Here is a 19,851-nt window from a genome sequence, read left to right as displayed (position 1 = left end):
GGTGAGGATAAAGGCGTCAGGCATCCAGCGCTTGCAAAATATCCAGCGCTGCGTCAAAGCGCAGCGACGCCATCGCCTGCGCCAGTGCGGCAAAGGCGGTTTCCGGCAAATGCGGTTTTAAAGCCACGGCCATCTCGTCGTACAGCGCGCAGGAACGCATATTCTGTTCACGCAGCAGCTGCATCAACTGCTGCAGCCTGGCCTTATCGAACGTGGCGTCTGCGCTGGCGCCGGAATCGCCGCGGCGTTCAAGCCAGGAACGCGCACTGGCGACCACCGCACAGAAAGTGTTTTCAACTTCCGCCATCAACGCAGGCAAGTCATTCTCCCTTTGCTGAACGATGGCCTGCTCCAGTTCCAGTGCAGCCACGACAAAACGCTTGGTGCCCAACGTCCCGATCGATCCGCGCATGCTATGCAGCCGGCGCGCAGCCTCAGTATTTTTGCCTGATGCGATATCGTTTTTTACTTCTTCAACCGGTTGCATTGCCGAGCCCGCCAGATCGCGCACCATCTTCAGTATGACGTCGGTGGCCCTCGCGTCCGTGCCCATGAATGCCAGTAATTTGTCCGGCGCAAAAACATCGTCAGGCGCTGTCGCTTCCAGTGTGCCTGGTGGAACCGGCGATGCCGCGGGAGACGCAGAAACTACCGGTACAGCAACGGTGACGGATACAACCGGGGCATGCTTCGGCTTGCCCGCTGCATGCAGTTTTTCCAGCACGCCCAGCATTTGCGCCAGGTCCAGCGGCTTGCCGATGAAGTCGTTCATGCCGGCCGCAAAACACAGGTCGCGCTCCGCTGTCGTCACACCTGCTGTCATCGCGATGACAGGGATATCCAGCCTGAGCTCCTTGCGAATTTTGCGGGTAGCGCTAAAACCGTCCAGCACAGGCATTTGCACATCCATCAACACCGCATCGTAGCGTCCCGCATGTACTGTGAGGTGATCAACCGCCTGCTGTCCGTCACCCAGTACCTCCACGCTAGCGCCCTCATGTTCGAGCAAGCCGCGCGCCACGATCTGGTTCAGCGGATTGTCTTCCACCAGCAGCAGGCGTACGCCCTTCAGCCGGTTCGTCGCAGGCCGGCTTGACCTGAGTTCATGCTTGCCGGCCCCCTTGGTTACAATCGCTTCATGCACCGCGTTAAACAGGCTGGAACCGGTAATGGGTTTGGTCAGCACGACATCCGCCTCTTCCGCGTGCGGCGCCTGCACCATCTGGTCGCGGGCAAAGGCATTGACCATGATGACGATGGGCTGCTTGTCGCCCTCGCTTGCTTCCCGGATCGCCTTGGCGGTTGCCAGTCCATCCATCTCCTGCATTGTCCAGTCCGCAAGAATGACATCGTAGGACGCATGTTCTGCTATATGCTGCTTTAACTGGATCACCGCTTCAGCGCCGGAGCTGACATCGTCAGCCTCCCAGCCCCAGCTATGCACCATTTTCTGCAGAAAGCTGCGGCTGGTCTGGTTGTCATCAACGATCAACAGCCTGAGCTTGCCGAGCATAGGCAGGCGTTTTTCATTGCTGCGATCGGCAATCACGTTCAGAGGAAGATCGAACCAGAAGCAGCTGCCCTGCCCCGGGCGGCTGCGCACGCCTATCTCGCCGCCCATCATGTCGATGAGGCGCTTGGTGATGGTCAGGCCCAGGCCGGTTCCGCCGAATCTGCGCGTGATGCTGGCATCGGCCTGTGAAAACGCGGCAAACAGGTTGGCCTGCTGTTCTTCGGTAATGCCGATGCCGGTGTCTTTTACCTCAAAATGCAGCACCACCTTGTCATTGCCGCGCGAGCCCAGGCTGACATGCACCGACACTTCACCACTGCTGGTGAATTTGATCGAATTTCCGGTCAGGTTGACCAGCACCTGCTGCAAGCGCAAGCTGTCGCCCATCAGTATCCGCGGCACTTCGGGATCTATGCCTATGGCCAGTTCCAGTTCCTTGTCGCCGGCATTCATCGTCATCGTGGTCGCCAGCGAATTAAGCAACTGGTCGATGTCAAACTCGGCGGCCACCATTTCCATGTGGCCGGCTTCGATCTTGGAAAAATCCAGTACGTCGTTCAAGATGCCCAACAGCGACTGGCCGGAAGTGCGCACCATCGTCAGGTAGTTGCGCTGCTCGGCAGTGAGGTCGGTATTGCCCAGCAGTTGCACCATGCCCAGCACGGCATTCATCGGCGTCCTGATCTCGTGGCTCATATTGGCGACAAACTCGCTTTTTGCCTTGTTTGCTGCCTGCGCGCGGTCGCGCTCGATTTCCAGTTCATGCGCCCTGGCGTCTATCTCCAGGCTCAGGCGGTGGCGTTCGGTAATATCAGTGATCACTGCCAGTACCTTGGCGCCGAGGTCAGTGTCGATGGGGCTCAGGCTGATATCGATAGGGAACTCGCTGCCGTCCTTGCGCAGGCCCCAGATTTCCAGCCCCGATCCCATTGCCAGCAAATCCTTGTCCAGCCGCGTCTGGAAAAAATCCTTGCGGGAACCGGAGTCAAGCAGCCGGTAGCGCTCGGGCACCAGCAGCTCTACCGGTTTTCCCAGAACTTCAGTCCGATGATAGGAAAAATAATGTTCAGCCTGGCGGTTGAAGGTTTCGATATTGCCTTCGCCATTGACGACGATCATCGCGTTGGGCGCATATTCAATCAGCTGTTTCAACCTGGCATCTGCCGCAGAGCGCGATTGCATCAGATTATTGAAGGTTTCGGTCAGTTGGCCGATCTCATCCCGGCGACGCACCGGCAATGCCGTGAACTGGCTGGCATCCGGAAGCATCGACAAAATGCCGTCGCGCAGCCGGCCCAGCGGCGCCAGCAGCCGGGTAGTAACCCACCCTATGAAGATCGCCGCGAGCAAGGAAGCAATGCCGCCCAGTAGTGCAAGGCGCGAAGACACGTGCTCAAACGGCGCAAAGGCTTCTGAAATGGGTAGCGAGGAAGCCAGCACCCAGTTCACGGTTTTCAGTGATTTGAAACTGGTCAGCGCCAACAAGCCGTTGCTGTTGAGGCTTTCCACCGTGCCCTCAAATCCCTCCATCAACGCACGCGTGGTCGCAACGTTGGCATTGGAGGGACGGGGCTTGAGCAGTTTCCTGATGTCCGGCTCCAGCACATAGACCGGCACCGCATCGCGGGTCAGCGCAAAATAGAAACCGCTCTTGCCCACCTTGGCCGTTCTTAAATGCCCAAGCACATTATCTTTATACAGGCGCAGCACGCCGACCAGCACGCCCTGCACTTCGCCGCCGGCACCCAGTATCGGCGCCACCACCTGGACGACAGGCTCACCCCTGGTCTTGCCGAACAAAGGTTCCGAAATGAATGAAGCCTTCGTCTGCATGACCTTCTTGAAATAGCCGCGGTCGGCGGCGCTGACCTTGGTCCTGCCGGCCAGTTCAGGAACGTCGCAGATGACGTCGCCCTTTGTGTTCAGGATCAGGATATCGTCGAACAGGGCGAGAATGGCGCGCTCTTCATAATACTGCCTGAGCCGCGACGGCGAGCCGAGCATCTCGCGCGGCACATGGTCTGCCGAGCGTTTCAGGATATCGATCAGCAGGCTGAGCTTGTCGTCGAGCTCTTCGGCAGTGCGGTTCACCAGTGCGGTTTGCTGGTCGTACAGTACGCGCGTAAAGTCTTCGCGCATCTGGCGGATTTGTATGGCCGTGACGAGCGCAATCATGACAACCGTCGTGACGATGGTTGCCAGCGCTATCTTGACCTTGATACTGAGAGGGTTCATCTCTGTCTTTATACTATAGCTTGCAGGTCTTTGCCTGTTGACGTCGGCTTATGGACTGGCAAATGACCCGGCCGGCACGGCGTGCGGCCTGTCCACGCGCGGCTCCGGCACATGATATGTCTGAAACCGGTTCCTGCCCTGCGATTTTGCCTTGTACAGCGCCTGGTCGGCACGGGCGATCATCAGTTCGGGCGTCAGGTGCGGATCGGGAATGCAGGAAACCAGGCCGGCACTGATCGTGACGGCCGTAGAAGTAGGCGAATTCGGATGTGGCAACGCCAGCTCCCGGATGTTCTGCAGCACCCAGTCGCCGAATTTTTCTGTGTCCGGCATATCTGAACCCGGCAGGATGATGGCGAATTCCTCACCACCGTAACGCGCGACTATTTCGGCGGGGCGCCTTGCCGCTGCGCTGAGTGTGGCCGCCACTTTCTGCAGGCAGGCATCGCCTTCCAGGTGTCCCACTGTATCGTTATACATCTTGAAGTGGTCAACATCGACCAGCATCAGGCCCAGCGGAAGATTCTGGCGCCGGTGGCGCATCACCTCGGTGGAGATCTGTTCATCGAAATAGCGGCGGTTGAAGATGCCCGTCAGGCCATCCCTGTGTGCCAGCTTTTTCATTTCCCTGGCCTGGCGCTGCAAGGTCAGATGGGTTTCCACGCGCGCCCGCACAATGGCAGGCCTGAGCGGTTTGGCAATAAAGTCCACGGCGCCGGCTTCAAGCGCCATCAGCTCCGATGCATCGTCATCGCCGGCCGTCACGAAAATGATGCTGCCGTCGCGGGTATCCGGATCCGACTTCAGCGCACGGCATACGGCAAAGCCGTCCATTTCCGGCATTTGTATATCTAGCAGTATCAGGTCGGGGCGCCGTTTCTTAGCAATGGTGATGCCTGCCTGGCCGTTGGTGGCAAACAGGATTTCAGCCTTGTCGGCCAGCAAGGACGACAATAGCCGGATGATGTCCGGATTGTCGTCAACAATCAGGATGGTCGCGAGGCCAGGCTCGTTGTCAGGCATTCTTTGCTCCGCATAGGATGGACGTCAGTTTTTTACACGAAGCATGCCGGAAACGCTGATGCAGGAACAGAATCGCGACAAAGGCAGCCGAATAGGAAGGAAATGGTGTAATCCAGTACTGCTTCATACTACTTGTTTCAGGGCATTATTTATTCCACGGTGATTCTGCAACCAATCAGGCGCATTTGCAAGTATTCAGCATAGTGGGGAAATGGCGATTTACCGCTTGTTGTATTTTGTCGCGCCGCAGACTGCTGTACGGAACGCCAAATAGCAAAACGCCCGCTTGCGCGGGCGCTTAAGCTACTCACATCCGTAAAAATTAAGCATTAGACAATAATAAACTATGTCTCTTGCTTTCCTTCCCGGCTAATTCGGCCACAGCTCACTTTGCATTGACCGTCACCGGCACATTGGCTTGCGCAGTGCGGCCGGCGGAGTCAACCACGGTGAGCTTCAGCGTATAACTGCCTGTCACCGCGGAAGGCCAGCTGGCAATGACGTTCATGCCGCTCATGGAAAAGCTCATTCCCATGGGCGCGCCGGAAATGCTAATCTGCAGTGAAGAGGCACCGGGATCCGAAATACCTATCGTGCCTGTCAGCGCCTTGCCGGCCACGCCGTTCATTACCGGAATATTCAATACCGGCCCCGAAGGAAGCACCGTCGTCGCTGCTGCAATCGTGATCTTATACGTTCCCTGCCCGCTTGTGCCGATTTTTGCATCCTTGGCGACAGCGGTCACCGTATAGCTGCCGGCTACCGGCGACGGCCAGCTTACGGTGCCGGTACTGCCGATAGTCATGCCGACGGGTGCGCCGCTCAGCGAATAAGTCAGGGGATCAGACGATACAGCGTTGACATTGAACGACAGCGCAGTTCCTGCCTTGCCGGTAATGCTGGCGCCCGCAAGCACCGGTGCACTGACGGAGGATATGGTGACGGTATACACGCCCTGGCCGCTCAATCCGGTCTTGCTGTCTTTGGCGATCACGGTAACAGAATACGTGCCTGCTGACGGCACAGGCCAGTTCACGCCGCCGGTGCTGCTGATCGTCATGCCCGCAGGCGCGCCGCTCAAGGAATAGGTCAGCGGATTAGGTCCGGTGGCTGATACAGTGAAAGTCAGCGAGGTGCCGACTTTGCCGCTGATGCTCGCCGGCGTTACCACCGGAGCGGCAGCAACGGCGGATGCACCCGTCAGTGAGCTGAGCAGGCTGGCGGCATTGGGTGTGCCCAGTCCGGTCAATGTGTCATAGCCGGTTTTCGCGGTGCAGCCGGAACAGGTGCCGTCCGATCCGGTAGTCACGTCGGCAAAGGCCGCGGCATAGGTGCCGGGTACCGTCGAAATCTGTCCATACAAAACAGCGTGAGGAACGCCCAGCGCTGCCTTTGCCGTCAGCGCGCGCGTGGCGTTTGCGATTGCAATCAGGCCGGCCCACTGCGGCGTGGACAGGCTGGTGCCGCCGGCGCTTAGCCAGTTGACGGTAGAGCTGCCGGAAGACATGACGGCAAGGTACTGGCCTGTGCTGGGGTCGGCATTAAAGGAGACATCGGCGACATTGCGGCGTGTGACGGATCCCATGCCCGGCACCGCATTGGTCTGGTAGCTGGGTGCAGCGGTATAGGCGCTGACACCGCCGCCCGTGCCCGACCAGCTGGTTTCCGAACGTGGGCCGCTGCCCGAGTAGGTCAGCGTCGTGCCGCCCACTGCCAGCACCTTGGTTGAAACCGCAGGCCATTGCACCGAATAGCCGGAATCGCCGGTTGACGCCAGATAAGTCATGTTGGCGGCAGAAAAAGCCGAATCGCTGGAGGCGGTCCAGCTGCCTTCTTGCGAGCCGAAACTCATCGACACAATGCCGGGGCCCATTGCATTTGCCAGCTTGACGCCGCCCAGCAGGTTGGTCAGCGAGGCATCCGCCGCTTCGATCAGCACGATACGCGCCAGCGGCGCTGTCGCATGCGCCCATTGCACATCCAGCGCTATTTCAGTTGCCCAGCCGGAATCGTAGGCTGGTGCAGAAGCCATCATTGTGCCGCTGGAGGTGCTGAAGACAACGGACAATTCACAGCTGCTCGCCGAAGCGGCAGCCAGCGGCAGGCTGGCGCCGGTAGAAATGGTTTTTACCGTACAGGCAGGCAGGCCGAATTTCTGGTTGAAAGTTGCCAGCTCTGCAACGGCATTCGGATCATGCATCGCGTCCACGATATAGATCGTCTGGCCGGCGCCCAGTTGTGCAGCCTGCGCAGCGCTGAGCGCAGCTCCCGCGACAGGCAAGGCCGGCAGGCCGTACGCGGCGCGGATCTGGGCCGGGGTATAGGTGGAGACGACTTTGCTGTTTGCCATCGGCGCGGCGTTGCCGTCTTCAGCGGCAGCCTGGCCGCGGGAAGAGCGCAATTCCTGTGCGGCCCGGGCAGACTGCAATGTCCTTACCGTCAGCGCACGCGTGGAAAGCGCCTGGAATTCAGCCGGCACCGCCTGCCTTCTCGGCTCCATGTGCGCCGACACCGCGGCGCCGCCCACATCGGCGTCATCCGGCGTATCCAGCAACACGGGTGCAACGTGGAATGCGGGTTGCGCCTGCTGATTCGCAACCGAGTCCGGAAGAGTTGCATCGCCGCCCAATTGCAGCGTTGTCGTTCCGGTGGCGACCAGCGCCTGCGCTTCTACCGCGGCATGGCTGGACGGCGCATCGCTGCTGCCGCCGCAGGCGCTCAGCAATACCGATGCGCTGGCTGACAGCAGCAGTGCCGTCAAAGAGGTGGAGGTAAATTGGGTGGATGGCTTTTTCATGGCAACGACGCTCCGGATTGGGCGAGGGCCACGCTGAACAAGGTTCACTGGTCTGCAATGATGCAGGGTCACGGAACATTGGCAACTCCGCTGCCCTGGCGCTTGCGCGCTGTAGGCCGGTAGCTTTGCGTCCCCGCTTTTCAACGGGTTTGCCCTCTGTGCTAATACAACAATATCGAATGCAGGCCGGCGTCATGCCGGTCTACTGGAAAACGAGTGTAGCAGCAAAGATACCGAAAGAAAGCCGGAAACGTTAAATAATGTTGTATCCGCTGCGTAAAAATTGTGACAGTTTTCGATGTCGTGCCAAGCCGTCAATACAAGTGAAATGAAAAAATTAACTAATTGCGAATCCGCTATTTTTTCCTTTATTTTTTAGCACCGCATTGTCAAAGTGGTTTTGCCTGTTTACTTGATGCGCTGCTTTTCCAGCTTGCGCGCCAGCGTTCGCCTATGCATGCCAAGGCGACGCGCGGTCTCGGAAATATTAAAGTCAGTCTCCACCAGCATCTCATGGATGCGCTCCCATTCCAGCGTCTTGATCGACGTCGAACGATTGCTCAGTTCAACATCGGCATTGCCGGCCACATGGCCGAAGGCCGCTTCAATGTCATCGGTATTGGAAGGCTTGGCAAGATACTGGCAGGCCCCGAGCTTGACGGCTTCCACTGCCGTGGCAATGCTGGCAAAACCCGTCAGCACGACGATCAGCATGGCGGCGTCATGCTGGTGCAGCATCTTGACGCATGTCAGGCCGGAGGTATTTCCTTCCAGCTTCAGGTCCACCACGGCGTAGCCGGGTTTATGCAATAGCAGCAGCGCGGCGACATCCTCTGGATTCGCGGCCAGCAGCACCGTATAGCCGCGGCGCTCGAACGAGCGGCTGAGCGTGCGGGCGAACGCCGCATCGTCTTCCACGATCAGTAGCAAACGCTCAGCCTGCATGCTGCACCTCAATCTGCGCCCTGTCTTTATCGTCTTCGAGGCGGATGGCGGCCAGCGGCAGCGTCAGCTGCACCTGCGCCCCGCCTTCGCTGCGGTTGCCGGCTGTGACGGTGCCGCCTAGCTTGCGCGCGACATTGACCACAAAGAACAGGCCCAGGCCGCCGCCGGGCCGCCCCTTGCTGGATTGGTAAGGCTTGCCCAGATGCGGCAGCATCGCCGGCACAAAACCTGGGCCGCGGTCGGTGACCAGCAGGATCAGGGAATCGGCTTCGCGCACGACCTCCAGCCGTAGCCATGCCGGGGATGCTTCCAGCGCATTGTCCAGCACATTGCAGATCATCTGCTTCAAAGCCGTATCAAAAACGACGGGCACGTCCTGGCCTATCCGGTTGTCATATTCGAATTCGCCTATCGGCCGCGATGACCGCCAATCCCTTACCAGGTCGTCCAGAAACACGTTGATGCTGGTCTTTACCGAAGACTCGCCGCGCGCTTCTCCGGCCGACAGCAGGATGCCGCTAACAATGGATTTGCAACGCTGCAGCTGTGCCTGCATTTCACCGATTTCTTCCAGCAGATCGGCATTCCTGCTGAATTCGGGCATGCGCTTCCAGTCGCCCAGGATCACCGACAGCGTGGCCAGCGGCGTGCCAAGCTCATGTGCAGCGCCGGAGGCCAGCAAGCCCATCCTGACGATATGCTCTTCTTCTACCGCGCGCTGGCGCAAGTCTGCAAGCTGCGCGTCGGCGGCCCTGTGGTTGCCCTCGATACGGGTAATGAAAATGACCAGCAGCGCGGCATTGAGCACGAAACAGATGATCATGCCTTCGACATACAGGCTGGACAGACCGTCGCCATCGTCATACGGCAAGACCAGCGGTTCGGAAAACAGCGACAGGCCCGCCAGGCAGGCGCAGGTGATGCCGACGATGGTCCAGGTGGACCAGGCCTCCAGCAGCACGGCGCCGAGGATGACGTGCATCAGGTATAAAAATGCAAACGGGTTGGTCGTTCCGCCGCTAAGGTACAACTGGAGCGTCAGTATGCCTACGTCCACCAGCAGCGCAAAAAACAGTTCATCGTTAGCGACCACGCGGCGCTCGTGCCAGCGCAGGTGGCTGCCGATGTTGAAGGCGATCAGGCAAGCCAGCACTTCCAGCATGTGCGGCAGCCGCAGCTGGATGCCCAGGCCCAGCGTGACGACGGCAATTGTCGTGATCTGCCCGACCACGGCGATCCAGCGCAACTGGATCAGCTGCAACATGTTGTTGTGACCGGCGGCGTTTTCCAGGCTCGCCGGTTCTGCCGGTCTTTCCTTCATGCCGTCCTTGTTGTAGGTGCCTGCGTGGTTTTCAGTGATGTCTTTGATTTCCGTCATTCCCGCCTTGCCCGTCTTCGTCCCTAGCGGTCGCGTCCCGAAAGATTTTTCTCCTGGCGCGCTACCCATATAAAAGCGCCAGCAACCATCAGGGCCAGCGCATACCAGGTGAGAGCATATACCAAATGGCTGTTATGAAAGCTGACAACCGTCAGGCCGCCGACCGGGTGATCGGCAGCGGGTTCTGCGCCCTTGCTGCCGGATTCTCCATCCGCGTCGGCATCGACAAAATACGGCGCCACGTCTGACAATCCCCGTGCCGCGGCGATTGCCTGCACATCGCGCGAATACCAGCGCCCGGCGGCAGGATCGTTATGCCGCAGAAAACCTCCGCCCGGCTCGCTGATGCGCAGCAAGCCCGTTACGGTGGCAGTCTGCTGCTTTTCCGCAACGGACGGCAAAGGAGCATGCCCGTTCCAGTCATCCGCCCGGGCAGGCACGAAACCGCGATTGACCAGCACCGTGCTACCGTCCTCCAGACGCATCGGGGTCAGCAGCCACCAACCGCTGCCCAGCACCGTGGACGCCTGTACCTTGGCGCTGAATTGCGGGAGAAACACGCCTGCCAGGCGTATGTGCCGGTATTCGTCGGATTCGGAGGTGATTAAAGTCCAGTGGTCTCTGGCGGGCGGAATGACAGCGGGCGCGTGCACCCTTTGTTCCACCCTGGCGATCAGGTCCAATTTCCAGTACAGCCGCTGGACCTGCCAGGTGCCGAGGGCCGCGAAGGTCGCGAACAACAGGAGCGCGCAAACGGCCAAGGCATACCTGGATGCGGCAGAACGGGAACGAGGAATGTCGTCCTGATGCGCGGCTACAGCATCGGCAGCAAGCTGGCCGTCTGCCGCCGTTCCGCGCGGAGCCGGGTTCATGGCATACTGTTCATTTTTTGCATGTTTTTCATGTCATGCTCCGGTGTTATACCCTGCATGTTCTGCATATTCTGCATATCGTGGCCTTGCATGTTCTGCATATTTTGCATCTGCGGCATGTTGCCCATATCGTCCGGCATCATGCCCGGCATCATGTTGTGGTTCAGGTGGTACATCACCCATAGTGAACCGCTGAGCATGATAAAGACCAGCATTGCCGTAAACAACAGCGCCAGCATGGTCCAGCCGCCTTCGGAGCGGGTGTTCATGTGCAGGAAATAGATCATGTGGACCACAACCTGTACGGCCGCAAAGGCCAGCAGAACCAGGCCCGTGGTGCTGGACTTGTCGAACACCTTGCCCATTACCAGCCAGAACGGAATCGCCGTCAGGATCACCGCCAGTATAAATCCGGTGGTATAGCTTTTCAGGCTGCCGTGGTCTGCTTCCATGTGCCCATGGTGGCCATGGTGATCTTCTTGGCTGTCATGGCCGCCGCCGTGCGCCGGATGTTGTTGATGCTCGCTCATGGCAGGACTCCCATCAGGTAGACAAAGGTAAAGACGCCGATCCAGACCACGTCCAGGAAATGCCAGAACATGGACAGGCACATCAGCCGGCGGCGGTTTTCTGCACTCAGGCCATGGCGGCGCAACTGGAACATCAAGGTGACGAGCCAGACAATGCCGAAGCTGACGTGCAAGCCGTGCGTACCAACCAGCGAGAAGAACGAGGTCAGGAAACCGCTGCGCTGCGGACCTGCACCCTCATGGATCAGGTGAATGAATTCATACAATTCGAAGCCGATGAAACAGGCGCCCAGCAGTCCCGTTACCGCCAGCCACACCATCGTGCTGCGCAGGCGCTGGCGCTGCATTTCCAGCATCGCAAAACCGTAGGTGATGGAAGACAGCAGCAGCAACGAGGTATTCAGCGCCACCAGCGGCAGGTCGAACAGTTCGGCGCCGGTCGGGCCTTCCGCATAGCTGCGGCCCAGCACTGCATAGGTGGCGAAAAGGCAGGCGAAAATCAGGCAATCGCTCATCAGGTAGAGCCAGAACCCGAGCAGCGTGCCGTTCTCGGGATGATGCTCATGCACGTAATAGCGCGAGCTCGGCACGGCAGCCGCGCCGGAGGAAGAAGAAATAATGTCAGACATGGCTACCCAGCAAGCGTGTGCGTTCATCTTCAGTGCGGACGACTTCGTCTGCATGGATGTAGTAATCGCGGTTGTAGTTGAAAGTATGGATGATCACCGCAGCCAGCATGCCCGCAAAGCCGAGGCCGGCCAGCAGCCACATTTGCCAGATCAGTGCAAAGCCGCAGACCGCGCTGAGGGCGGCGATGATAAAGCCTGCGCCGGTATTCTTCGGCATATGGATATCGTTAAAGCCTTGCAGCGGGCGGGTATAGCCGTTGCTCTTCATGTCGGCCCAGGCGTCGTTGTCATGCACGCGCGGCGTGAAGGCAAAGTTATAGGCCGGCGGCGGCGAAGAAGTAGACCATTCCAGCGTGCGGGCGCCCCATGGGTCGCCTGTGGTGTCGCGCAGCGATTCGCGGCGAATAAAGCTCACCACCAGCTGGATGATGAAAGCGGCAATGCCCAGCGCGACCAGCACAGCGCCGAAAGCAGCGATCTGGAACCAGATTTGCAGCGACGGATCTTCAAAATGGCTGAGGCGGCGGGTGACGCCCATCAGGCCAAGCACATACAGCGGCATGAAGGCGACATAGAAGCCGATGGTCCACAGCCAAAACGACCATTTACCCCAGTAAGTGTCCAGCTTGTAGCCGAAAGCTTTAGGAAACCAGTAGTTGATGCCGGCGAACATGCCGAACAACACACCGCCGATGATCACATTATGGAAGTGGGCGATCAGGAACAGACTGTTATGCAGCACGAAATCGGCCGGCGGCACCGCCAGCAGCACGCCCGTCATGCCGCCGATGACGAAGGTAATCATGAAGCCTATGGTCCACAGCATCGGCAGTTCAAAACGGATGCGGCCGCGGTACATCGTAAACAGCCAGTTGAAGATCTTGGCGCCGGTCGGTATCGAAATGATCATCGTCGTGATGCCGAAGAAGGAGTTGACGCTGGCGCCGGACCCCATCGTGAAGAAGTGATGCAGCCAGACCAGGTAAGACAGAATGGTAATGACAACCGTCGCATACACCATCGATGTATAGCCGAACAGGCGCTTGCTGCAGAATGTGGACACGACCTCGGAGAAAATGCCGAACGCCGGCAACACCAGAATATACACTTCCGGATGGCCCCAGATCCAGATCAGGTTGATGTACATCATGGAATTGCCGCCCATATCGTTGGTGAAGAAGTTCGTGCCTGCCAGGCGGTCCAGCGACAGCATGCCGAGTACGGCTGTCAGCACCGGGAAAGCGGCAACGATCAGCACGTTGGTGCACAGCGCGGTCCATGTAAACACGGGCATCTTCATCATCGTCATGCCGGGCGCGCGCATCTTGACGATGGTGGCGATCAGGTTGATACCCGACAGCAGCGTGCCCACACCGGCAATCTGCAGCGACCAGATATAGTAGTCCACCCCCACGTCAGGGCTGGCGAGTATGCCGGATAAAGGCGGATAGGCCAGCCAGCCGGTGCGCGCGAATTCGCCGACGAACAGCGACAACATTACCAGCATGCCGCCGAAGCAGGTCATCCAGAAGCTGAAGTTATTCAGGAAAGGGAAAGCCACGTCGCGCGCGCCTATCTGCAGCGGTACGACATAGTTCATCAGCCCCGTCACCAGCGGCATGGCCACGAAGAAGATCATGATCACGCCGTGCGCGGTAAAAATCTGGTCGTAATGGTGCGGCGGCAGGAAACCGGCCGAGTCGCCGAAAGCGAAAGCCTGCTGGGCACGCATCATCAGCGCATCGGCAAAGCCGCGCAACAGCATCACCAGGCCGAAAATGACATACATGATGCCGATGCGCTTGTGGTCTATGCTCGTGAACCAGTCACGCCACAGGATGCCCCACAGGCGGAAGCGCGTGATGGCGGCCAGCACTGCCACGCCGCCTATTGCTACCGCAATGAAGGTCCATAACAGGATGGGTTCGTGATAGGGAATCGCTTCCCACGTGAGGCGGCCGAAGATCAGCTTCGTCAGGTCGATATGATCGGGCATCGTTACTTTCCGGGGAAAAAGAAGGCCGCGGCAAATGCCGCGCCGGTATCTGCAGAGAGGCGCATTGCCTGGGCTGCTTGCTGAGTTTTATTCATGGTGCTGCGGGGCCGAACCGGCTTTGACATTGGTGTCGGTCATCATGATCTTGTCCATACAGGCCTGTTTCGGATCGACGCAGCGATTGACGATGGCGTGATACAGATCGGCGTCCACCGTGCCAAAGCGTCGCACCGCTTCACGCACGCTGGGTTTTTCCAGCTGCACGTAATCGCTGCGGGCCAGCGTGCCGCCTCCGGCCTTGGTCGCCTGTACCCAGCGCTCAAAGTTTTCTGCGCTCATGCCATGGAACTTGAAGCGCATGTCGGAAAAGCCGGCGCCGCTATAGTTGGCGGAGAAACCTTCGAATTCGCCGGGACGGTTGATCACCGCATTTAACGGCGTTTCCATGCCCGGCATCGCATAGATCTGGCCGGCCAGAGCGGGAATGAAGAAAGAATTCATCACTGTGGACGCTGTGATCTTGAAGCGGATGGGCACATCCACGGGGGCAGCCAGCTCGTTGACCGTGGCAATGCCGAGTTCGGGATAGATGAACAGCCACTTCCAGTCCAGCGCCACGACCTCCACCACCAGCGGCTTGGCGCCGGCAGGGATGGGCCGTGCCGCATCCAGCCGCGACAGCGGCCGGTACGGGTCCAGCGTATGGGTGCTTATCCAGGTCAGCAGGCCGAGTGCGATGATGATCAGCAGCGGCGCGCCCCAGATCACCAGCTCAAGCTGGGTAGAGTGATCCCAGTCGGGTTCGTACTTGGCAGTCTTGTTGTTTTTGCGATAGCGCCACGCAAACAGGATCGTCAGCGCGATCACCGGGACGATGATCAGCAGCATCAGCAACGTGGAAACGACGATCAGGTGGCCCTGCTGGGCCGCGATGTCTCCCGAAGGATTCATCACAACCGTATTGCAGCCTGCCAGCAAAATGGCGGGCGCGGCGAAGAGAGTGCGACGGGCTATGTGAGGAACCATACGGAAAAATCCTGTCGAAACATCAAAATATGCTAATGTACCCCTACAGGTAAACCTTGGCGATTGGACGTTTTGTCCCACCCCCTCAGTCACATTGTAGGGCCGACAACGCTCAGCGACCGAATCCATAGCGAGACGACAATATGACTACCACACACAGCCAAGCCAGCGATCTGCCAGGCTCCTTCCCCGCGCAACCATCGCGCAATACCAAAACCGACCACGCGTCAATTGCCCCCGGAGAGATTGCCATCGGCGTGGTGATAGGCCGCGCTTCAGAATATTTCGATTTCTTCGTTTACGCAATCGCCTCGGTACTGGTATTTCCATCAGTGTTCTTTCCTTTTGAACAAAGGCTGGAAGGAACGCTGTATGCATTTGTCATTTTTTCATTTGCTTTCCTTGCAAGGCCTTTCGGCACCGTGGCGTTTATGGCGATCCAGCAACGTTTCGGCCGAGAAATCAAATTGACGCTGGCGCTGTTCATGCTGGGCATTTCCACCGCCGGCATGGCCTTCCTGCCGACCTTTGCCCACCTGGGGCCTGCGTCCATCGTCTTGCTCGCTTTCCTGCGCATAGGCCAGGGCATTGCCCTCGGCGGCTCGTGGGACGGGCTGCCATCCCTGCTCGCGCTGAACGCACCGCACAAGCGCAGGGGCTGGTATGCAATGCTGGGCCAGCTGGGTGCGCCGGTGGGCTTCATGATCGCTGGCAGCCTGTTTGCCTACCTGCTGTCCAACCTGACCACCGAAGATTTCCTGGACTGGGGCTGGCGCTATCCTTTCTATGTCGCGTTTGCGATCAACGTCGTCGCGCTCTTTGCGCGGCTGCGCCTGGTGTCCACCAATGAATATGCGCGCCTGCTCGACGAGCGTGAGCTGGAACCGACCAATGTGGTCGAAATGGTTGGCTCGCAGGGTCGCAACCTGCTGATAGGCGCGCTGGCAGCGCTGGCCAGCTATGCCTTGTTCCATCTGGTAACGGTCTTCCCGCTATCCTGGATCACGCTGTATTCGCCACGCTCGCTCAGCGGTTTCCTGGTCATCCAGGTTGCCGGCGCCGCACTGATGGCAGTTGGCGTTGTCGCCTCCGGCCTGATTGCGGACCGCTACGGCCGGCGCCGCACGCTGGGCACGCTGGCAATGCTGATCGCACTGCTTAGTGCGCTGGTGCCTTTGCTGATGGATGGCGGAGAATTGGGCCAGAATATCTTCATCCTGCTTGGCTTCAGCCTGCTTGGCCTGTCTTATGGTCAGGCGGCAGGCGCAGTCACGGCAAACTTCCCAGCCAAATACCGCTACACAGGTGCCGCGCTGACATCCGATCTGGCCTGGCTGGTGGGCGCAGGCTTTGCGCCGCTGGTGGCGCTCGGCCTTTCCGCGCATTTCGGCCTCGCTTATGTCAGCCTTTACCTGCTATCGGGCGCAGCGTGCTCACTGGCCGCACTGAGCCTAAACCGGGCACTGGAAATTCGCGACTGAAATTGCCGCATTCCCCCTCTCAAAAACGAGTCTTTAAGGCTCGTTTTTTTATCTCTGCAATACAAATCCTGAGCGCAGCCCCCTGAACTGCTCTTATCTTCCATACAAAAGAATGCAATTCGAGCATGTACCATACAGAAAGACGAATACAACAATCATGTAAAACGATACAAAACGGCGGGCCTAAAACAGCGTTGCAGCTGGGAAAATTCGGTATCATGAAAATTAAAAGCGGCGGACGTGTCAACGCAACATAGCAGTTCCCGTTCAGGATACTCAGGAAAACAAAGTTTAATAACGCACATGAATGACAATCAAACGCCAAAATGGCGCAAGCAATCGAGAATCGCCGGGGCTCTGGCAATCGTCCTGGCAACGTTCGCCATGACTGGCTGCGGCGTGGTCGCCGCGCCTTGCAGGATCACTTCCGCGGCCATCAAGATGGTGCCCGTGGTTGGGCATGTGGCGGCGCTGCCTACCGATGCGTGTGCTGCGATCATTGATCCTTAGTATTGGCCCGGCTGCTGCCAAAAACCGAGAAAAATCATTGAGCCCTGTATTACTGAGCCTTATAAGTACCAGCGCCGAAATACCGGCTACGCGAGAAATGAAATCAGGCCAGGGCCAGACGAGATGCAGGCGGGTAGTTTTGTATGAAAATTTATCAACATCTACCGCAAGAAAAGCTTCATAGCTCAAAAAAGTTCTGCTATAATTGCGAGCTTCGCAGATGTAACACTTTTTGCGAAATCAGGAGAGATGGATGAGTGGTTTAAGTCGCACGCCTGGAAAGCGTGTGTAGGTTCATAGCCTACCCGGGGTTCGAATCCCCGTTTCTCCGCCAGTATTTATAAGGCCTTCTTCGGAAGGCCTTATTTTTTTGCGTCATAGAATCTGACTGCGTCATAGATTCCACAAGTCACAGCCTTCGAACGCTATTCCGGTTACTTTAAAAAACGAACCAGCCATTTCGCTAACGCGACTATAAATATGGGGAGTTTGTCTTTTCTCCATCATAAAAAAAGCTAAGCCATTGATTTCAACGGCTTAGCTTTTTTATTTCCAGGACTCAGTCAGCAGCCTGCGCCGATTAACCGGGCAGGCTGCGCTGTTTGTTACTCTTCGTCAGATGGTAGCCAATGCTGCATTCAGAGTTGCACTTGGACGCATGACGGCATCGGTTTTCGCCGGGTCAGGGAAATAGTAACCGCCGATGTCCATTTCTTTGCCCTGCACCTCTTTCAGCTCTTCGACGATCTTCGCTTCATTTTCCGACAGGTTTTTCGCCAGCGGTGTGAAGTATGCTTTCAGTTCCGCGTCATCTGACTGTGCGGCCAATGCCTGTGCCCAGTACAGCGCCAGGTAAAAATGGCTGCCGCGGTTATCGAGTTCGCCTGTACGGGTCGAAGGCGACTTGTTATTGTCGAGCAGCTTGCCGGTGGCTTCATCCAGTGTCTTGGCCAGTATTTTGGCCTTGGCATTGCCGGTCTTGATACCCATGTCTTCCAGTGACACGGCAAGGGCGAGGAATTCACCCAGCGAGTCCCAGCGCAGGTGATTTTCTTCCACCAGTTGCTTCACATGCTTGGGAGCCGATCCGCCGGCGCCTGTCTCGTACATGCCGCCACCGGCCATCAATGGCACGATGGACAGCATTTTGGCGCTAGTGCCCAGTTCCAGGATAGGGAACAGGTCAGTCAGGTAGTCGCGCAGGATATTGCCGGTTACCGAGATGGTGTCCAGTCCGCGCGATGCGCGTTCCAGTGTGAAGCGCATCGCGCGTACCTGGGACATGATCTGGATATCGAGGCCTTGTGTGTCGTGGTCCTTGAGGTAGGTCTGGACTTTCTTGATCATCTCGTTCTCATGTGGACGATACGGGTCGAGCCAGAATATCGCCGGCATGCCGGAGTTGCGGGCACGGGTGACGGCCAGCTTGACCCAGTCGCGGATAGGCGCATCCTTGACCTGGCACATGCGCCAGATATCGCCTTCTTCCACATTCTGCGTCAGCAGCACTTCGCCGGTGGCGAGGTCAGTGATGTTGGCGACGCCGGCTTCAGGCACCTCGAAAGTCTTGTCATGCGAGCCATATTCTTCAGCTTGCTGGGCCATCAGGCCGACGTTCGGCACGGTACCCATGGTGCGTGGATCGAAGTTGCCGTGCCATTTGCAGAAATTGATCATTTCCTGATAGATGCGGGCAAATGTGCTTTCCGGCATCACGGCCTTGACGTCCTTCGGACGGCCATCGGCACCCCACATCTTGCCGCCGATACGGATCATTGCTGGCATGGATGCGTCAACGATGATGTCGTTGGGCGAATGGAAGTTGGTGATGCCCTTGGCGGAATCGACCATCGCCAGTTCAGGACGGTGCTCGTGGCACGCGTGCAGGTCCTTCAGGATTTCATCGCGCTGGGATACGGGCAGGGTCTCGATCTTGTCGTACAGGTTGACCATGCCGTTATTGACGTTGACGCCCAGTTCCTCAAACAGCTTGGCGTGCTTGGCGAAAGCTTCCTTGTAGAAAATGCGGACGCAGTGGCCGAATACGATGGGGTGGGACACCTTCATCATCGTTGCCTTGACGTGCAGGGAGAACATCACGCCGGTCTTGTGCGCGTCGTCGAGCTCTTTTTCATAGAAATCCAGCAGCGCCTTTTTGCTCATGAACATGCTGTCGATGATCTCGCCGGCCTTGAGCGAGACTTTCGGTTTGAGCACAATGGTCTTGCCCGAGCTGGTGACCAGTTCCATCTTGACGTCGCGGGCGTGGTCCAGCGTCATCGACTTCTCGCCGTGGTAGAAGTCGCCTTCATGCATGTGCGACACGTGGGTACGCGATGCCTGGCTCCATTCACCCATCGAATGCGGATGCTTGCGCGCGAACTCCTTCACTGCCTTGGGCGCGCGGCGGTCGGAATTGCCTTCACGCAGTACCGGATTGACTGAGCTGCCGATGCATTTGCCAAAACGCGCCTTCAGCGCCTTGTCGGCGTCGGTCTTTGGATCTTCAGGATAGTCGGGCAGCTTGTAGCCGCGGCCCTGCAGCTCACGCACGCATGCCATCAACTGCGCTACCGACGCACTGATATTGGGCAGCTTGATGATGTTGGTGTCGGGGCTCTGCGTCAACTCACCCAGTTCGGCCAGCGTGTTAGGCACTTTTTGATCGTCGCTCAGGTATTCTGGAAATTCAGCCAGTACCCTCGCCGCCACCGAAATGTCACTGGCGACTACGTCAACACCTGCCGGCGCGGTGAATTTTTTGATGATGGGCAGCAGGGAATACGTCGCCAGCAGAGGCGCCTCATCCGTCAGCGTGTAGATGATCTTTGATTTTTGTGTTGCCATGTTTATTCCTTCGTATGCGGTTGATGCCTGGTGTTGAAACTGACTACGCTCCAGGCACATAGAAATATA

General features: G+C 58.1%; 13 protein-coding genes, 1 tRNA gene and 1 riboswitch. Of the genes, 3 read left to right on the top strand and 11 right to left on the bottom strand.

What is annotated here, in order from left to right:
• Positions 1-16: 16 nt before the first annotated feature.
• From ACO0LO_RS20730 to cyoA, 10 genes are all read right to left on the bottom strand, one after another.
• A complete protein-coding gene (locus ACO0LO_RS20730; RefSeq protein ID WP_422966948.1) occupies positions 17-3,748 on the bottom strand; it encodes a response regulator in 3,732 nt (1,243 codons plus the stop codon).
• A 48-nt stretch (positions 3,749-3,796) separates the two neighbouring features.
• Positions 3,797-4,771, bottom strand: a complete 975-nt coding sequence (locus ACO0LO_RS20725) for a diguanylate cyclase domain-containing protein (protein WP_422966946.1) — start codon at positions 4,769-4,771, stop codon at positions 3,797-3,799.
• A 385-nt stretch (positions 4,772-5,156) separates the two neighbouring features.
• Positions 5,157-7,568, bottom strand: a complete 2,412-nt coding sequence (locus ACO0LO_RS20720; protein ID WP_422966944.1) for a putative Ig domain-containing protein — start codon at positions 7,566-7,568, stop codon at positions 5,157-5,159.
• A gap of 77 nt (positions 7,569-7,645) precedes the next feature.
• A riboswitch (cyclic di-GMP riboswitch) is annotated at positions 7,646-7,732 on the bottom strand.
• A gap of 244 nt (positions 7,733-7,976) precedes the next feature.
• On the bottom strand, positions 7,977-8,513 hold the full coding sequence (locus ACO0LO_RS20715; RefSeq protein WP_422966942.1) for a response regulator transcription factor: 537 nt from the start codon (positions 8,511-8,513) through the stop codon (positions 7,977-7,979).
• Entirely contained in the window at positions 8,503-9,834 is a 1,332-nt protein-coding gene (locus ACO0LO_RS20710; RefSeq protein WP_422967046.1) for an ATP-binding protein, read from the bottom strand. Before ACO0LO_RS20710 ends, ACO0LO_RS20715 begins: the two co-directional genes overlap by 11 nt.
• Before the next feature lie 80 nt (positions 9,835-9,914).
• The gene (locus tag ACO0LO_RS20705) at positions 9,915-10,763 is read right to left on the bottom strand and encodes an SURF1 family protein (RefSeq protein WP_422966940.1); all 849 of its coding nucleotides are present in this window, start codon (positions 10,761-10,763) and stop codon (positions 9,915-9,917) included.
• Positions 10,760-11,293 carry a cytochrome o ubiquinol oxidase subunit IV gene (cyoD, locus tag ACO0LO_RS20700; RefSeq protein WP_422966938.1) on the bottom strand — a complete coding sequence of 178 codons (534 nt, stop codon included), beginning with the start codon at positions 11,291-11,293 and terminating at the stop codon, positions 10,760-10,762. The genes ACO0LO_RS20705 and cyoD overlap by 4 nt, the downstream gene beginning before the upstream one ends.
• Entirely contained in the window at positions 11,290-11,922 is a 633-nt protein-coding gene (cyoC, locus tag ACO0LO_RS20695) for a cytochrome o ubiquinol oxidase subunit III (RefSeq protein WP_422966937.1), read from the bottom strand. Before cyoC ends, cyoD begins: the two co-directional genes overlap by 4 nt.
• Positions 11,915-13,918, bottom strand: coding sequence for a cytochrome o ubiquinol oxidase subunit I (gene cyoB, locus ACO0LO_RS20690; RefSeq protein WP_422966935.1), 2,004 nt, complete (start codon positions 13,916-13,918; stop codon positions 11,915-11,917). The genes cyoC and cyoB overlap by 8 nt, the downstream gene beginning before the upstream one ends.
• 87 nt (positions 13,919-14,005) lie before the next feature.
• Positions 14,006-14,944 (bottom strand): ubiquinol oxidase subunit II, encoded by a 939-nt coding sequence (cyoA, locus tag ACO0LO_RS20685; RefSeq protein WP_422966933.1) that lies wholly within the window; start codon positions 14,942-14,944, stop codon positions 14,006-14,008.
• 143 nt (positions 14,945-15,087) lie between these two features.
• Here cyoA and ACO0LO_RS20680 point away from each other — a divergent pair, with 143 nt between their 5' ends.
• The 3 genes from ACO0LO_RS20680 (at position 15,088) to ACO0LO_RS20670 (ending at position 17,269) form a co-directional block, all read left to right on the top strand.
• The gene (locus tag ACO0LO_RS20680; protein ID WP_422966932.1) at positions 15,088-16,425 is read left to right on the top strand and encodes an MFS transporter; all 1,338 of its coding nucleotides are present in this window, start codon (positions 15,088-15,090) and stop codon (positions 16,423-16,425) included.
• A gap of 303 nt (positions 16,426-16,728) precedes the next feature.
• Positions 16,729-16,935, top strand: a complete 207-nt coding sequence (locus tag ACO0LO_RS20675; RefSeq protein ID WP_422966930.1) for a DUF6726 family protein — start codon at positions 16,729-16,731, stop codon at positions 16,933-16,935.
• A 243-nt stretch (positions 16,936-17,178) separates the two neighbouring features.
• Positions 17,179-17,269, top strand: a tRNA-Ser gene (locus ACO0LO_RS20670).
• A 281-nt stretch (positions 17,270-17,550) separates the two neighbouring features.
• On the opposite strand, the gene ACO0LO_RS20665 is transcribed toward ACO0LO_RS20670, so the two are convergent.
• Positions 17,551-19,782 carry an NADP-dependent isocitrate dehydrogenase gene (locus ACO0LO_RS20665; protein WP_422966928.1) on the bottom strand — a complete coding sequence of 744 codons (2,232 nt, stop codon included), beginning with the start codon at positions 19,780-19,782 and terminating at the stop codon, positions 17,551-17,553.
• Positions 19,783-19,851 lie beyond the last annotated feature (69 nt).

This window comes from Undibacterium sp. TJN25, from assembly GCF_049339885.1.
GTDB lineage: Bacteria > Pseudomonadota > Gammaproteobacteria > Burkholderiales > Burkholderiaceae_D > Undibacterium.
The sequence above is the reverse complement of the archived record's forward strand: the minus strand, read 5'-3'. Positions and strand labels throughout refer to the sequence as shown.

What these genes read in the sequence shown, in the direction of transcription:
- cyoB (WP_422966935.1), bottom strand. Translation starts at nt 13,918, where the DNA reads ATGCCCGATCATATCGACCTGACGAAGCTGATCTTCGGCCGCCTCACG.
- ACO0LO_RS20730 (WP_422966948.1), bottom strand. Translation starts at nt 3,748, where the DNA reads ATGAACCCTCTCAGTATCAAGGTCAAGATAGCGCTGGCAACCATCGTC.
- cyoD (WP_422966938.1), bottom strand. Translation starts at nt 11,293, where the DNA reads ATGAGCGAGCATCAACAACATCCGGCGCACGGCGGCGGCCATGACAGC.
- ACO0LO_RS20715 (WP_422966942.1), bottom strand. Translation starts at nt 8,513, where the DNA reads ATGCAGGCTGAGCGTTTGCTACTGATCGTGGAAGACGATGCGGCGTTC.
- ACO0LO_RS20675 (WP_422966930.1), top strand. Translation starts at nt 16,729, where the DNA reads ATGAATGACAATCAAACGCCAAAATGGCGCAAGCAATCGAGAATCGCC.
- ACO0LO_RS20720 (WP_422966944.1), bottom strand. Translation starts at nt 7,568, where the DNA reads ATGAAAAAGCCATCCACCCAATTTACCTCCACCTCTTTGACGGCACTG.
- ACO0LO_RS20665 (WP_422966928.1), bottom strand. Translation starts at nt 19,782, where the DNA reads ATGGCAACACAAAAATCAAAGATCATCTACACGCTGACGGATGAGGCG.
- ACO0LO_RS20680 (WP_422966932.1), top strand. Translation starts at nt 15,088, where the DNA reads ATGACTACCACACACAGCCAAGCCAGCGATCTGCCAGGCTCCTTCCCC.
- ACO0LO_RS20725 (WP_422966946.1), bottom strand. Translation starts at nt 4,771, where the DNA reads ATGCCTGACAACGAGCCTGGCCTCGCGACCATCCTGATTGTTGACGAC.
- cyoA (WP_422966933.1), bottom strand. Translation starts at nt 14,944, where the DNA reads ATGGTTCCTCACATAGCCCGTCGCACTCTCTTCGCCGCGCCCGCCATT.
- cyoC (WP_422966937.1), bottom strand. Translation starts at nt 11,922, where the DNA reads ATGTCTGACATTATTTCTTCTTCCTCCGGCGCGGCTGCCGTGCCGAGC.
- ACO0LO_RS20710 (WP_422967046.1), bottom strand. Translation starts at nt 9,834, where the DNA reads ATGAAGGAAAGACCGGCAGAACCGGCGAGCCTGGAAAACGCCGCCGGT.
- ACO0LO_RS20705 (WP_422966940.1), bottom strand. Translation starts at nt 10,763, where the DNA reads ATGAACCCGGCTCCGCGCGGAACGGCGGCAGACGGCCAGCTTGCTGCC.